Annotated in this window: 17 protein-coding genes; 8 read left to right on the top strand and 9 right to left on the bottom strand. The window is 62.8% G+C overall.

All coding sequences use genetic code 11. The features are described 5' to 3' along the window. Positions 1-65 precede the first annotated feature (65 nt). A complete protein-coding gene (locus tag U1F38_RS12570; protein WP_409987413.1) occupies positions 66-332 on the top strand; it encodes a helix-turn-helix domain-containing protein in 267 nt (88 codons plus the stop codon). Continuing rightward, complete coding sequence (locus U1F38_RS12565) at positions 329-1,636, top strand: HipA domain-containing protein (protein WP_409987412.1); 1,308 nt, start codon at positions 329-331, stop codon at positions 1,634-1,636. Before U1F38_RS12570 ends, U1F38_RS12565 begins: the two co-directional genes overlap by 4 nt. Before the next feature lie 34 nt (positions 1,637-1,670). Here the strand turns inward: U1F38_RS12565 and U1F38_RS12560 are convergent, their stop codons facing one another. The 3 genes from U1F38_RS12560 to U1F38_RS12550 form a co-directional block, all read right to left on the bottom strand. Next, positions 1,671-2,222: an HAD domain-containing protein gene (locus U1F38_RS12560; RefSeq protein WP_409987411.1), complete on the bottom strand. Its 552-nt coding sequence runs from the start codon at positions 2,220-2,222 to the stop codon at positions 1,671-1,673. A 155-nt stretch (positions 2,223-2,377) separates the two neighbouring features. Further along, positions 2,378-3,088 (bottom strand): metallophosphoesterase, encoded by a 711-nt coding sequence (locus U1F38_RS12555; RefSeq protein ID WP_409987410.1) that lies wholly within the window; start codon positions 3,086-3,088, stop codon positions 2,378-2,380. Then, positions 3,085-3,291, bottom strand: coding sequence for a hypothetical protein (locus U1F38_RS12550; protein ID WP_409987409.1), 207 nt, complete (start codon positions 3,289-3,291; stop codon positions 3,085-3,087). The genes U1F38_RS12555 and U1F38_RS12550 overlap by 4 nt, the downstream gene beginning before the upstream one ends. A gap of 99 nt (positions 3,292-3,390) precedes the next feature. Here U1F38_RS12550 and U1F38_RS12545 point away from each other — a divergent pair, with 99 nt between their 5' ends. The 4 genes from U1F38_RS12545 to U1F38_RS12530 are packed head-to-tail and all read left to right on the top strand — an operon-like array spanning position 3,391 to position 5,719. Beyond that, positions 3,391-4,380, top strand: coding sequence for a hypothetical protein (locus U1F38_RS12545; RefSeq protein ID WP_409987408.1), 990 nt, complete (start codon positions 3,391-3,393; stop codon positions 4,378-4,380). Then, positions 4,377-4,667: a hypothetical protein gene (locus U1F38_RS12540; protein ID WP_409987407.1), complete on the top strand. Its 291-nt coding sequence runs from the start codon at positions 4,377-4,379 to the stop codon at positions 4,665-4,667. Before U1F38_RS12545 ends, U1F38_RS12540 begins: the two co-directional genes overlap by 4 nt. Continuing rightward, on the top strand, positions 4,664-5,206 hold the full coding sequence (locus tag U1F38_RS12535; RefSeq protein WP_409987406.1) for a hypothetical protein: 543 nt from the start codon (positions 4,664-4,666) through the stop codon (positions 5,204-5,206). Before U1F38_RS12540 ends, U1F38_RS12535 begins: the two co-directional genes overlap by 4 nt. A gap of 39 nt (positions 5,207-5,245) precedes the next feature. Further along, the gene (locus tag U1F38_RS12530) at positions 5,246-5,719 is read left to right on the top strand and encodes a hypothetical protein (protein WP_409987405.1); all 474 of its coding nucleotides are present in this window, start codon (positions 5,246-5,248) and stop codon (positions 5,717-5,719) included. Positions 5,720-5,780: 61 nt separating this feature from the next. Here U1F38_RS12530 and U1F38_RS12525 read toward each other — a convergent pair whose 3' ends face one another. The 6 genes from U1F38_RS12525 to U1F38_RS12500 all read right to left on the bottom strand — a co-directional run bounded on the left by U1F38_RS12525 (position 5,781) and on the right by U1F38_RS12500 (position 10,372). Then, on the bottom strand, positions 5,781-6,314 hold the full coding sequence (locus U1F38_RS12525; protein ID WP_409987404.1) for a DUF6036 family nucleotidyltransferase: 534 nt from the start codon (positions 6,312-6,314) through the stop codon (positions 5,781-5,783). Further along, on the bottom strand, positions 6,311-6,997 hold the full coding sequence (locus U1F38_RS12520; RefSeq protein ID WP_409987403.1) for a helix-turn-helix transcriptional regulator: 687 nt from the start codon (positions 6,995-6,997) through the stop codon (positions 6,311-6,313). The genes U1F38_RS12525 and U1F38_RS12520 overlap by 4 nt, the downstream gene beginning before the upstream one ends. A 150-nt stretch (positions 6,998-7,147) precedes the next feature. Then, entirely contained in the window at positions 7,148-7,804 is a 657-nt protein-coding gene (locus U1F38_RS12515; protein ID WP_409987402.1) for a nucleotidyl transferase AbiEii/AbiGii toxin family protein, read from the bottom strand. Beyond that, entirely contained in the window at positions 7,801-8,292 is a 492-nt protein-coding gene (locus U1F38_RS12510; protein ID WP_409987401.1) for a helix-turn-helix domain-containing protein, read from the bottom strand. The genes U1F38_RS12515 and U1F38_RS12510 overlap by 4 nt, the downstream gene beginning before the upstream one ends. Positions 8,293-8,613: 321 nt before the next feature. Beyond that, a complete protein-coding gene (locus U1F38_RS12505; RefSeq protein ID WP_409987400.1) occupies positions 8,614-9,705 on the bottom strand; it encodes a site-specific integrase in 1,092 nt (363 codons plus the stop codon). A 193-nt stretch (positions 9,706-9,898) separates the two neighbouring features. After that, positions 9,899-10,372 carry a MarR family winged helix-turn-helix transcriptional regulator gene (locus U1F38_RS12500; RefSeq protein WP_409987399.1) on the bottom strand — a complete coding sequence of 158 codons (474 nt, stop codon included), beginning with the start codon at positions 10,370-10,372 and terminating at the stop codon, positions 9,899-9,901. 99 nt (positions 10,373-10,471) lie between these two features. Between U1F38_RS12500 and U1F38_RS12495 the strand changes: the two genes are divergently transcribed. After that, positions 10,472-11,434 carry a Bug family tripartite tricarboxylate transporter substrate binding protein gene (locus U1F38_RS12495; protein WP_409987398.1) on the top strand — a complete coding sequence of 321 codons (963 nt, stop codon included), beginning with the start codon at positions 10,472-10,474 and terminating at the stop codon, positions 11,432-11,434. Between the two features lie 354 nt (positions 11,435-11,788). Continuing rightward, a complete protein-coding gene (locus U1F38_RS12490; protein WP_409987397.1) occupies positions 11,789-12,766 on the top strand; it encodes a Bug family tripartite tricarboxylate transporter substrate binding protein in 978 nt (325 codons plus the stop codon). Positions 12,767-12,783 lie beyond the last annotated feature (17 nt).

Below are 12,783 nucleotides of genomic sequence, written 5' to 3'. Positions count from 1 at the left end.
TTGCAAGGATTCGTTGCCAAACTTCCGCAATTAATTAAAAATCCTCTCGGTCAAGAGGATTACCCATGCACATACCCATCCCCAACGCCGCCGCCATCGGCCAGGTGGTGCGCGCCAGCCGCAAGGCGCAGAAGATTCGTCAGGACGACGCCGCAGGCAGCATCGGCGTGAGCGAGAACTTTTTGGGCAAGATCGAACGCGGCGGTGAGACCGTGCAGTGGGGCAAGCTCTTTCAGGTGCTGGAGGGTCTGGGCGTACAGGTCATGGTGGACGTGCCCGAAAGTGTGGAGGCTTATCTGAACGACCCGGCCAATCACAAGGGTAGGCCATGAATGGCCGGTCTTTGCGCGCGTCGATCAACCAGCAAGAAGTTGGCCGCTTGCAGGAGGTGGCGGGCCTGTGGAGCTTTCAGTACACCCCGGACTGGCTGGCCAACCCCAAGGGCTTTGCGCTCAGCCCGCACATTCCCTTGTCTGCGCAGCCTTTGCTGGACGGCGCCAGCCAGCGCCCGGTGCAATGGTACTTTGACAACCTGCTGCCGGAAGAAGATCAACGGGTATTGCTGGCCAAGGATGCCCGGCTCGACGCAGCCGACGCCTTTGGCCTGCTGGCCTGGTACGGGGCGGAATCGGCAGGGTCAGTGACCTTGCTATCGCCGGATGCCGCACCGCAAACCACCGAGCCCCTGCGCCCCTTGCCCGACGATGCGCTGCAGGCGCGCATCCGCCAGTTGCCCAGGGCACCGCTGACGCACGCCGCCGTCAAGCGCATGTCGCTGGCCGGTGCGCAGCACAAGCTGGCTGTTGTTCTGCAAGATGGCGCGCTGTTTGAACCGGCGGGCGCCACGCCTTCCACCCATATCCTCAAGCCCGATCACCCGGACGCGGACTACCCCCATTCCGTGATCAACGAATGGTTTGTGATGCGGCTGGCCAGGCGGCTGGGCCTGGTGGTGCCCGAGGTACATCGGCGCTACGTGCCATCGCCGGTGTACCTGATTGACCGCTTTGACCGGGTTGCAGCTGCGCAAGGCTGGCAGCGCCGACATGCGATCGACGCCTGCCAGCTGCTGGGGCTGGATCGCAGCTTCAAGTACAGCCAGGGCAGCCTGGAAAGCCTGGCCGCGCTGGCCAATGCCTGCCGCAGTCCGGCGGTGGCGCGCGCGCGGCTGTTTGGCTGGCTGGCGTTCAATGTGCTTGTCGGCAACAGCGACGCGCACTTGAAAAACCTGAGTTTCCTGGTGTCGCACGAAGGCGTCCAGCTGGCGCCGTTCTACGATCTGCTCAGCGTCGCCACGTATGACTCACCGGCTTTCGACAAAACCGGCTGGCCTGCACACACCCAGCTGGCCTGGCCGGTGCTGGGCGTGCGCCATTTCTCGGACATCCGCCGTGGTCTGCTGCTGGAGGCGGGTGCGGCGCTGAATCTGGTCAAAGGCACAGCCGAGCGCCTTCTGGAGAGTCTGCGCAGCCGCATCGTTGCCGAGGCTGAGGCGCTGTATGCCGAGGTCGAAGCCGAGAACGCCCGGATCACCCATGCACGCCCTGAGCTGGCGGCCACGATGGCGGGTGAGTCCCGCTGTGTCAAGGCCATTTCGCACACCGTCATCAAGGAGATGGCCCGGCAGATTCATTGACGGGTTGGTGCCAGTTGCGATGTGTCCTTATTTTTCACGGCCCTGGACTGGCACGTTCTATCCGCCGAGGCTGTGTTTGCCTCGTTGCAGACTCCAGAAGTCTCTGCAAACGGGCCAGTGCCGCAGGATCGCCCAACCCTTGTTGCGGATCGGTCTGGATCAGTCGGTCGTGGTCAGCTTCTGCCCACCCCTCTGGAGCATCATCAATAGCAAGCCAGTTCACCAGTTGCGCCCTGTCTGCATAGCGCCGAATTTGTTGATAGCGAGTCGCCCGATCCCACCATGTATTTCTGTTTCGGGTGCGGAAATCGCCATAGTCGTTGGCGGCCATGTGACTGTGCCACGTCGCACCGATAACGCGCTGTTGCAGTTCGGGCGGAAGGAAACTGCGCGCCCTCGTGAACCTCAACTCCCGCGCCCAGCTCGTGCTGAGAACGATCTGCACGCCTGGGTAATTTTTCAGCGTGTCCACCAGCAGCGGTGCCCACATGAACAGAGCGCCTTCTGCGCGCAGCACTGGACGGCCCTTGACCAAATACGCCTCGTCAGGGTGCAGGACTCCATCAAAATCCAGAAAAAGAATCACCTTGATCTTTCAAGAAATGTCCTTCGGATTGCACCTACGTGGCGGAGCCATCTTCATGTGTCATCGCACGCATGTTGGCGCCGATACACGCAGGGCAGATGTGACTCGTCACCGTGATTTCGACCTTGTAGGAACAGGGTGAGTCATCTATTCCTTTACCGCAGGCGCCCTGCCCGAGCATAGTCAAACTTCCCCGGCTGAATGCAGTCGCCATTCATGTCGGTCACCCCGCAAAACCCCACACCAAAGGCCGCGAACCCCAACCGCACCTGATCACGGCTGTAGTCCAGGCAGTCATGGTGGTGCCCATGGAACGCCTTGCCCACACGCAGGCTGCGCGCCAATTCATCAATGGCATCAAAGCCATGCGGATGAGCGCTGGGCGCCTCGTGCGTCACCAGAATATCGGCGCGCTGGGACACCAGGCGAAAGTAGTCCTCCGGAAAGATCGAGCTGCGGTGCTTACGCGGCAAACCGTCGCGCCAGCGATTGCCCCTGCCGCAGCGCGCAGTGAATTCCTTGGAGCTCTCGTACAGCCAATCCACAGGCGGCGTCCACACCTGCCCCCGGAACACACCACCGAGCCCGGCAATGCGCACGCCATTGACCACGGCGACGCGGCCATGCAGATTCCTGTCTGCCAGTGCCGAACCAAACAGGTGGTCATAGTCGGCATCGGAGTCCGTGTCGTGATTGCCGTGGATGAACCACACTTCGGTCATCCCCAGGATGTGTTCCAGCTCCACGTCCAGCGGGCGCTGCGCTTGCAAGTCGCCGAGGAAGACGATGGCTGCCGGACGATCCCTGGAGACGATCTCCAGCACATGCCGGAAGTGGCCGTGGGTGTCGCCAAAGAAGTAAATCATGGCGCCCTCCCCGTCGGCAATTGGTTCTCCACCCAACCCTCCCTGTCCCAGGCGTAGGCAGCACGCTCCACCCACTCGACGATGGGACGCCCGCCTTCCGCCTTGCGGATGGGCACGCTGGCCAGCAATTCCTGCCGGGTCAATGCCCGTGGCAGGGCGTCGGCCTGCTTCTGACTCATGGGTTGGGGATTGCTGGCTGTCATGTTCATCTCCCGCGAAGGATTGTTGTCACACGCATGGGCTTGCATGGATCGGCAATTTCATGGATAGTTAGTTTAACTAGTGTTGTTAATTAAACAAGCATGGCACGTCCACGAACCGGCAGGCAGACCTCCGCCGAATACCAACGCCGCTACCGCGAGCGCAAAAAAACCCAGGGCGCCATGGCGCAAACCAACTGGATGCTGGACGTGCGCCTGACGGATGCGATCCGGCACGAAGCCAAGACACGTGGCCTGCGCGAGTCCGAACTCGCGACAGAAATCCTGGGCGAGTGGTACGAGGCACGGTTTGGCGGGCGGCTGCCACCGGCCCAGCCCGAGCCGCCCCAGGACGCCGCTGCCCCCACCCCGCCGCCAACGCCCATCAACGCCACGGTCGAGCTGCTGCTGGGCAAGCTGGAGGAACTGGGTTTCATCATTCCACTGCAGGGCATGGCCACACAGTGCCTGCACGGGGACGAGCGCAATGGCCTGTGGGCCACGGTCACGCTCAACGGACTGGACGCCATCGAGTTCGGCCTGGTCGAGCGCACTGACGGTCTGGCGCAGAACATCCTGCATTGCGTGGTGGACACGGTGACGCGCCATGCCTGGCTGACCAGTGATGCCTATGGCGAGCTGAACCAGGACAGGGACATCGGCACCAAGATCAACACCAAGGGCCTGCAGGCGCTCGACGATGCGTTTGCGCGGCTGCGCGAGTTCATCATGGCCAAGCGCAAGCCGCTGCACTATGAAGAAACGCTCGCCGCCCTGCCGGACTATCTTGACCAGGAACCATCACGCTCGCTGGTGGTGCTGGCGTTTCATCGCGTCGGCCTGGAGCTGGTGCATGTGGCGCCCACCGATCTGGTGATTTCTGCGGCAGAGCCGCCGCAGAACATTGCGCTGCATGACCTGGAGGCCCTGGCGCAGTACGTGCGGCAGGAGTTCCTGCGCATGGAGAAAGCAGTCTGCACCTTCCCGCTGTGGGATAGCGGTGAGCTCATTGCCTACGCACCCGAGGCACGTACCTACGTTTATGCCGGGCTGCGGATGCAGTCACCTGATGTCAAAGGATGCCATCCATGAACACCACCGAAGCCGCCGAGCTGGCGGCTGAGCTGCGCAAGGCCGCGCAAGACCTGCTGCTGTGCGTCAACGTCATCGTGGGGCAGGAGCAGTCCCTGGCCGCCGATCTGCTGAGGCATTTTCCGGGGCGGCTGGAGTTGCTGGCCTTGCGCATGGCCCCGCGCCCCGAGCCCGATCTGCCGCCCGAGTGGCCGCAGTGGAATGCGCCCGGTGAGGATCATTTTCAGGCCCTGCTGGAGCGCCAGCAGTGGCGGTTGCAACGTCGCTCAGAAAGGAACTCTCTGTGAATCGGAATCTTCGCGCTCTGCGCCGCTGGATGGTTTGCGGCCTGGCCCTATCTGGCGTCGGCCTGGCGTGGGCACAAATGCCAGTGCCACTGCTCGATACCAATGCTCCAACAGCCTCAGCCGCTGCACAGCAGCTTGAAGCCTTGCTGCAATGCAAGGCCGGAACGGTGTTGAAGACCGATGAAGTGGAATCCAAGCTCCGCGCCATCGGCCTGGTCAAAGGGGCCGATGGCTTCTTTCTGATTCCACAGAAAAGCCCTCGACCGTTGCTGTTCGGGGACGAAGTGGTGGCCGCGCTGGTGACTGCCGCCGACGGCGAAAAGAAGGCGTTCGTATATCTCAAACGCCAGACAGGCAAGCAACTTGCCAAACGCCTGGGCGTCAACCGGATCGACGAACAGGCGGACACCGACGAGCCGTCCTACTTCAAGCAGACCAGCAAGAAGACGACCTTGCTGGTCGGCGCGGCGTCCGAGCTTTTTATGGGCAACGACAGCATCAAGTACCAATCGGCGGTGGCTTGTCAGCAGCTCAAGTGAGCCGTCTGGAAACCAAGTTCATTTCACCACGGAGAAAAAATGAAGAAGAAACTTTTTCAGGTCGCGGCTTTCGCAGCCTCGATCTCGACGCTCGCTGGCTGCGCGGGCTACGATCAATGGGCAGAAAGCACCAACCGCAAGATGAACTCCGGCTGGACGGAGATGCTGTACGGGAAGCAAACAGTGGACGCTTCGGCGCTGCCCAAAGGCATGACGGTGAATCTCTCCTACGGCAAGGGCGAAGGCAGCGGCATCCCCGGCCCCGCTGCATCGAAGTTCTACGACAAACTGCTTGGCGACGTGGCCTACGCCAAGAGCTGCAAGAACATGCTGATGTTCAACGCGGGCATGTTCAACGATGCCGGTGGTCTGATCCGCAACGAGCCCATCGTCGTCGGCCCATACACGGCAGGCACGAAGGCGCTCATCAGCAAAGACGTGATCGCCGATCCGCAGATGCAGAAGTCCAATCAGGTAACCCGACTGGTGCTTTCGGGAGCTCGGTGCATGTAAGAGTCTTCGCCAACATGCGGCGCACGGGGGGATGGGTGTTGATATTCGCGATACAGCCGGTTCAGATAGCACTCCTTGCCCACCGCCGTATCGTCGCCCGCAATGTCTGCTGCGCCTTGGCATCCAGGGGCATGTCGCCCACCAGCGCCAAGGCGGCTTCTAGGTTCACGTAGCCGAACTGCAGCAGCGCGATGCAGAACATCCGATCCTTCTCGCGGGCGGCCACAGCCTTAGCCAAGAATAGGTCGAGAACGTCCAGACAATACCCGATGCGATCCTGGGTATTGCGGTTCTGGATGCGATGCACCCGCTGCATCCAGCCCGCTGGCAGGCACGCCGTTTCCGGCCCCACGCCTTGTGCGTAGTAGCCGTAGGTGTCATGGAACTGCGAGCCCTCGCCGATGGCACTGTCGATTCTGTCGGCCAGCTCCGGTGCCTGCAGGGGGTAGATGTCCGCTTCCATGGACACCGTGAACACATCCTCGGGCCTGGGCACCGCGCCCAGGATGGATTGGCTGCCGACGATGACGAATTCGTACTGGTCGGTGATATCACCGCTGGCACGGATGATGTGCTCCAGCTCTTCGCGCGTCACGGCTGCTCCTCGGGCGCATCGCCCAATTCATCGCCGATCGTAAGTCCATTCTTGAGTTCGCCCACCTGCTGCAGGATGGCCTGACGGGTCTGGGGCGGCAGGGTCGTGACCAGCGGTGATGCTTGGCGCAGTTGCTGCGCGCGGCGGGTGCGGGCCAACACCTTGCGCCAGGCGCCCGCTTTCAGAATGTCCTCCCACTCACGCCACAAGGCTGCAGAGCGAACATCCCCGGTGGCCAGCCAACGCTGGAGCGTGTCCTGTGCCTGCTGCACCTGAGCAGGGTCGGCCTTGGCCAGCCGCACGGCTTCTTCGTGCAGGGCCAGGCTTTGCAAATCCTGCAGCTGGTGCCTGGTTGGATCGGCACGCACGCGTACCTGTACCACGGGCGCAGGATGCCGGGAACGTGCTGCAGCGGAACCTGCTGGTGCCGGTTGCAAGACATCGCCCGCCAACAATGCCAGATCGCCACCAACACCCAGGATGGACATGACGCGAAGGTAGGTGCCGATGGAAGGCGCCGGGTCGCCCGACTCGACCGCGCGCAGGGTGTTACGTGTCATGCCTGCGCGCGCCGCAAGCTCTACCGTGCCCAGGCGCTGGGCCTTGCGCAGGCGCTTGAGGCGGTCGCCCAGCTGCAGAAGCAGTTGGCGCTCAAGGAGAGGATGTGATTCACCACCAGTCATTTGATAATAAATTTAACCAAAATAATTATATTGGTCAAATTATTGATCATTTCATCAAGTGAGCCCCTTCGGCAAACCGTCCAACAACCCTGCAAACCCTTCCCGCTGACACGGCAAGGCCAGCTTGGTTCAGTTGCGCCGACTGAACCACTACAGGCCGTCCAAGAATCCGCCAGCCGTGGCCACGCAGTGGTCGAAGCTCGGCGTGTAATCCAGCGTGGCGATGGCGTCAAACGCAGCCCGCAGACTGGGATGCGGCTGCCGAATCTGAGCCAGAAAAGCACTCCGGTGGCGCAGCAAAAATGGCTTTGCCGCAAGAAGCTGCAGAGGCTCTCGCTCGATCACCAGCGCCAAATCAAACAGGTCGCGCGCGGTGACGCGGTCGCCACGGTGATACATCTTCTTGGCGATGATCTCGGCAGCCGTTTCCACTTTGACGGCGCGGCCTTGGATATCCCAGGTTTCCCAGGCGTCATCGAGCAGATTGGGGGCGGATACGAAGTCCACCTCACCCTCGTCGAACTGGAGCTTGACGAACATGCCCGGCTGTTCCGTGTAGTCCTCGGTCATATCCGCCGCCGTGTCGCTCAGCCGTGGGGTGACAAAGCCCAGGTACTGGGGATCAGGCACAAAAATGTCGATGTCCTTGCTCAGCCGGTGACGGTAGCGGAACATCAACACGGTTCCACCGCCCAAGGTCCAGAACGGGTCTGCTATGCCGCCGTACTTGCTGATCTCGTCGATCAACGCCAACGCGCGCGGAAACAGGCTCTCCCAAGCCCCGCCGGGCAACGCATCGGCTGTCATGTCCACAGCGTCCGGCGATGGACGGATAGCGCCTCTGCGAGTTTTGCGACGTTGCGCCAGACCTGCCGAGGCGGCAGGTGCGCATGTGCGGCCGCCTCTTCCACCGCCATCACGACGGTGGGCACGGGGGCCTCATCCAGCAGATGGGTCAGGTGCGGGGCGAACGAAGGCGACACATCGCCACTGGCCAGAACCTGCTCCAGTACCTCGGGAGCCAACTCATGCGCATAGCTGACACTGGCCGTCTTGGCCGCCATCCACAAGCCGCGTTTTTTGCGCCGTGCCTGAGTATCAGGCTTGGCGCTATCAAGCCCCAGCACTGCCATGACGTGCCCAACACGGTTGATACCCAGATCACTCAAGGTGCCGTTTTCCAGGCCCACCAGGGTCTGGCGCGACAGGCCGCTCAGGTGCGCCAGTTGCACCTGGGTCAGGCCCAGCTCGACACGCCGGGCTCCCACGACATGGCCGATTTCGATCAGGTTCATGGTTGGTGGCGCATTTGAAAATGTCTAAAATATTTGACATTTTAGTCTGTCACACGCTTTCAGGCAATGGAGCTTGATCTGGCTCCAGCAAACCTGCAGACTTTTCCACCGAAACTGCAAGCGCTACCAGCAAGAACTATAGGAAAGCAATCAGAACATCCTATAGGTATAGACAAGGGGTGATCTAACGAACCAATGAGGGGCGATCTAACGAACCCCGCCCCAGAACACGATCAGGGGCGATGTATCGAACTCTCAAGGGGCGATATAACGAGGACAACCCGTTCAGAACACAGCCTTGTCCACAGTCGAGCGGGCCACCTACCCCAGCTTCTTCGCCAAGTCTTCGGCGCGGGGATGGTAGTAACGCTTGAGCATGCGCAAGTCCTTGTGCCCGGTCACGGCGGACAGCTCCAGGACGTTGCTCAGCTTTTCCGATAAACGCGACGCTGCTTCGTGGCGGGTGTCATGGAAATGGACATCCTCCAGAAAGCCCCGCACTGCGCGTTTACCGGCGGCTCGACAGTCTTCCTTGTACTGCTGCTGGGCGCGCTCCAACGCTCGCTTGAATCCTTTGCGCAAAGCCATGGCCGTCGTCTGGAACACAGGCCCTTCATGGGCGTCGTTTGCGCCAGCCACGACCTGCAGCTCCTGCAGGATCGCCACCGCCTTGCGCGACAAGGGCACCATGCGCGAGTCGCCATTCTTGGTGTCGGGCAAGAACGCCGTTTGCCGGGCCAGATTCACACATTCCCACCGCAGCGACAACAACTCACCTCGGCGCATGGCAGTCTCCACAGCCAACTCCACCAAGGGCTGCAGCCAGGGGTTGCGCGCTCCTTTGCTGAACGTGCCATCGACCAGACGTTCACCGCCTGTCAAGGCCGCGAGTAGATACACCATCTCCTCATCCGAGAAGCGCCTGTCCCTGGCTTTGGCCTTCTCCGGCCGCCGCACCAAGGGGATGGGGTTTTCGATGTGAATGCCCCACTCACGCCGCGCGTGGTTGATCGCCGCCGACAGAATGTCGATCTCGCGGTTGACCGTCGCCCCGCTGACCTGCTTGAGGCGGCGGTCACGCCAGGCAGCAACAATCGAGCTGCTCAAGGCCGAGGTCTTGATCTGGGTAAGGGCTGCGTCCTTGAGCAAGACCTTGATCTTGGTGGACTCCATCGCTGCCGATTTTTTCTGCGGCGTGACTTCTTGCTCATACCGAACAAGGATGTCGGCCAAGGTGTTGCGCTCGGCCTCCCGGCGGTCGATGAAACCGGTCGTCTCCAACTCGCGCTCCATCGCCCGAACCCAACGTTCGGCATCCTCCTTGTAGGAGAAGGTTCGTGACTGAGCAGGGAAGCCACGGCGCCTGACCTTGGCCTGCCACTGCAACTCTCCGCGTTTTGAAATAGTGCCCACCGGCCCGTGTCCCCGAAGTGTCCCAAATAATGGTTTTAATCGTACAACACATTGATTTTATTGACAATAAATAGGCGTTCGGGACGTAGAGGCCGGAGGTTCGAATCCTCTCACCCCGACCAGGACATTCATGCAAAAAGCCCCGACGCTCAAGGCGTCCGGGCTTTTTGTTTTGCACGGCCCTGGCGCTCGATCAGCAGCGCCCCTGCAGGCGCATGCGCTCGGCCTGTTCTTGCAGGCGCTGCAGGCTTTTGGCCAGCGCGCTCACTTCGTCGGCGTCGAGCGCCGACAGCAGCTGTCGATTGATTTCGATCACGCGCGGCAGCAGCGCGGCGTAGAGCGCCCGGCCGGACGCGCTCAGGTGCACCAGGACCTCGCGGCGGTCGCCGGGGCGCGGGGTGCGCTGCACCAGCCCTTTGCCGGCCAGGACGGTGAGCGCGCGCGAGGTCTGCGCGCGGTCGAGCCCGCTGCGTTCGGCCAGTTGCGACGAGAGCACTCCCTCATGCGTGGCCAGCAGCGCCAGCACCCGCCACTGGCGCCGCGTGATGCCGTATTCGCCCTCGACCACGCGCGTGACCACCTGGCCGGCGCTGGTTTGCAGCTGCCACATGGCGTACAGCAGCATGTCGTCCAGCGTTCGGGGAGCAAGCAGGTGGCGGTCGGGCATGCGGGTAATTCCGGGCAAGGATTGACTTTGTCAATTGATCTGGGGCATCTACAGTGCTTGACTTTGGTCACTACATGTTCACCTCCGAGGAATTTCACCATGTTTCGACGCCTTGCACTCCAAGCCACCGCGGCCGCCGTGGCCGCTCCATTCGCCAGTCTGGCGCGCGCGCAGTCCGGTGGCGCCCTGAGCATCGTGGTGCCCTATGCCCCCGGCGGCTCCAGCGACCGCGCCGCCCGCATCATCGCCGACAAGCTGGGTGGCGTGCTGGGCCAGACGGTGATCGTCGAGAACAAGACCGGCGCCGGCGGGCGCGTGGCCATGCAGCAGACCAAGGGCGTGGCCGCCAGCCAGAGCGTGCTGGTGCTGGCCAACCCGGCCACCATGGTGGTGGCGCCGTTGGTGTTCAAGAACAACGGCTATGACCCCGACAAGGACTTTCAACCCGTCTCGCAGGTCACCGACTACGAGTTTGGCGTGGCGGTGTCCAGTTCGGTGCCGGTCAAGGCCCTGAGCCACCTGCTGGCCTGGCTGCGCGCCAACCCCAAGCAGGCCAACATCGGCGTGCCGGCCACGGGCAGCCTGCCGCATTTTTTTGCGCTGATGATGGGCGAGCGTGCGCACATCGACGTGCAGGTGGTGGGCTATCGCGGCTCGGGCCCCTTGGCCACCGACCTGATCGGCGGGCAGGTGCCGGTGGCGGTGGACACGCTGGACACCCTGCTGCCGCAGCACGAGGCGGGCAAGCTGCGCATCCTGGCTACCTCGGGGGCCAAGCGTTCGCCCTTTTCGGCCGACATCCCGACCTTCAAGGAAGCGGGACTGGACCTGGTGGGTACCGGCTGGAACGCGCTGTTTGCGCCGGCCAGCATGCCAAAGGACCGCGTGGCGCGTCTGGGTGCGGCGGTGGAGCAGGTGATGCGTCAAAGCGATACGCAGCGCCTGTTTCACGACGCCAGGATGGTGGCCGTGGCCAGCACGCCCGCGCAAGCCGCGGCCATGCTCAAGGCCTATCGCGCGCAGTGGGCGCCGGTGGTGCAAAAGTCCGGCTATCAACCGTGAGATGACGCGCACCCCCAGTCTTCACTCGCTGCGCGATGTTGCGCCTGGTGCTCGCCGCCAGAGGCGGCGGCCCTTCGGTCTGTCCAGACCTGCGCAGGCAGGTCTGGAGCCGCAGACCTCAGCCCCCTTCAGGGGGCATCGCCTGTGGGCGGGCCAAGCCCTTCCACGGCGATCGCTGGCTTGGCCTGCTCCGCGGCCATTGGTCCCTTTGGGTTTCACGCCCTGCGGGTGGCGCGCAGCGCTATGGACAACTGAATTGGCCTGCTCCGCGGCCATTGGGCTCTTTGCGTTGGATGTGCTGCTGCTCCCTTGCATTCTCTGGCCGCTGACCTCTGACTTCTGACCCGTGAATTCATGAACACTGCCATGATCCTTCAACGATTTCTGCTGACCGGCGCTGCCGCGCTGCTCACCCTGGGTGCCGCCGCGTTTGCCCAGGATGCGTATCCGGCCCGCACGGTGAAGTTCGTCAACAACTTCCCTCCCGGCGGCCCCTCGGACATCATCGCGCGCTCGCTGGCGCACGAGCTGCAGCAGTCGCTCAAGCAGTCCTTCATCGTCGAGAACAAGCCCGGCGCCTCGGGCAACATCGGTGCCGACCAGGTGGCCAAGAGCGCGCCCGACGGCTACACGGTGCTGATCGGCATCGACACGGCCTTCACCGTCAACCCGCACATCTACAAGAGCCTGCCGTTCAAGCCCGCCGATTTCAAGCCGGTGATGGTGATGGCCTCGTCCGGCCTGCTGGTGGGCGCCAACCCCGGCACGGGCTACAAGACGCTGGCCGACCTGATTGCCGCCGGCAAAGGCAAGGGCGTCACCTTCAGCTCCGCCGGCTCGGGCAGCCCCGGCCACCTGGCGGTGGAGCTGTTCAAGGAAGCCACGGGCATGAAGATCACCCAGGTGCCCTACAAGGGCAACAGCCCGGCGGTGATGGCCGTGCTGTCGGGCGAGGTGGACGCCGGCGTGCTGGCCACGCCCGGCATGCTGCCGCACGTCAAGGCCGGCAAGATCACCGCGCTGGCCGTCACCAGCCGCCAGCGTTCGGCCCTGGCGCCCAGCGTGCCCACGGTGGCCGAGGCCGGTCACAAGAACCTCGAGCAGGAGGTGCTGTACGTGGCCATGGTGCCCGCCGCCACCCCCGACGCCGTGGTGCAGACCCTGCAAAAAGGCTTTGCCGACGCGCTGGCCCAGCCCCAGGTCAAGCAGCGCCTGCTCGATCTGGACATGTTCCAGGAGGGCCTGACCGGCGCGGCCGCCAGCAAGCGGCTGGCGGACTTGTCGGCGCGCTACGAGCGGGTGATTCGCGCGACCGGCATGCACGTCGAGTGATGCTGGATTTTTGATAG

This window comes from Ottowia sp. (assembly GCF_046348305.1).
Lineage (GTDB): Bacteria > Pseudomonadota > Gammaproteobacteria > Burkholderiales > Burkholderiaceae_C > Ottowia.
The sequence above is the reverse complement of the archived record's forward strand: the minus strand, read 5'-3'. Positions and strand labels throughout refer to the sequence as shown.

Coding starts and splice junctions, on each gene's coding strand:
- U1F38_RS12570 (WP_409987413.1), top strand. CDS start 66: ATGCACATACCCATCCCCAACGCCGCCGCCATCGGCCAGGTGGTGCGC.
- U1F38_RS12565 (WP_409987412.1), top strand. CDS start 329: ATGAATGGCCGGTCTTTGCGCGCGTCGATCAACCAGCAAGAAGTTGGC.
- U1F38_RS12555 (WP_409987410.1), bottom strand. CDS start 3,088: ATGATTTACTTCTTTGGCGACACCCACGGCCACTTCCGGCATGTGCTG.
- U1F38_RS12550 (WP_409987409.1), bottom strand. CDS start 3,291: ATGACAGCCAGCAATCCCCAACCCATGAGTCAGAAGCAGGCCGACGCC.
- U1F38_RS12545 (WP_409987408.1), top strand. CDS start 3,391: ATGGCACGTCCACGAACCGGCAGGCAGACCTCCGCCGAATACCAACGC.
- U1F38_RS12540 (WP_409987407.1), top strand. CDS start 4,377: ATGAACACCACCGAAGCCGCCGAGCTGGCGGCTGAGCTGCGCAAGGCC.
- U1F38_RS12530 (WP_409987405.1), top strand. CDS start 5,246: ATGAAGAAGAAACTTTTTCAGGTCGCGGCTTTCGCAGCCTCGATCTCG.
- U1F38_RS12520 (WP_409987403.1), bottom strand. CDS start 6,997: ATGACTGGTGGTGAATCACATCCTCTCCTTGAGCGCCAACTGCTTCTG.
- U1F38_RS12515 (WP_409987402.1), bottom strand. CDS start 7,804: ATGACAGCCGATGCGTTGCCCGGCGGGGCTTGGGAGAGCCTGTTTCCG.
- U1F38_RS12510 (WP_409987401.1), bottom strand. CDS start 8,292: ATGAACCTGATCGAAATCGGCCATGTCGTGGGAGCCCGGCGTGTCGAG.
- U1F38_RS12500 (WP_409987399.1), bottom strand. CDS start 10,372: ATGCCCGACCGCCACCTGCTTGCTCCCCGAACGCTGGACGACATGCTG.
- U1F38_RS12495 (WP_409987398.1), top strand. CDS start 10,472: ATGTTTCGACGCCTTGCACTCCAAGCCACCGCGGCCGCCGTGGCCGCT.
- U1F38_RS12490 (WP_409987397.1), top strand. CDS start 11,789: ATGAACACTGCCATGATCCTTCAACGATTTCTGCTGACCGGCGCTGCC.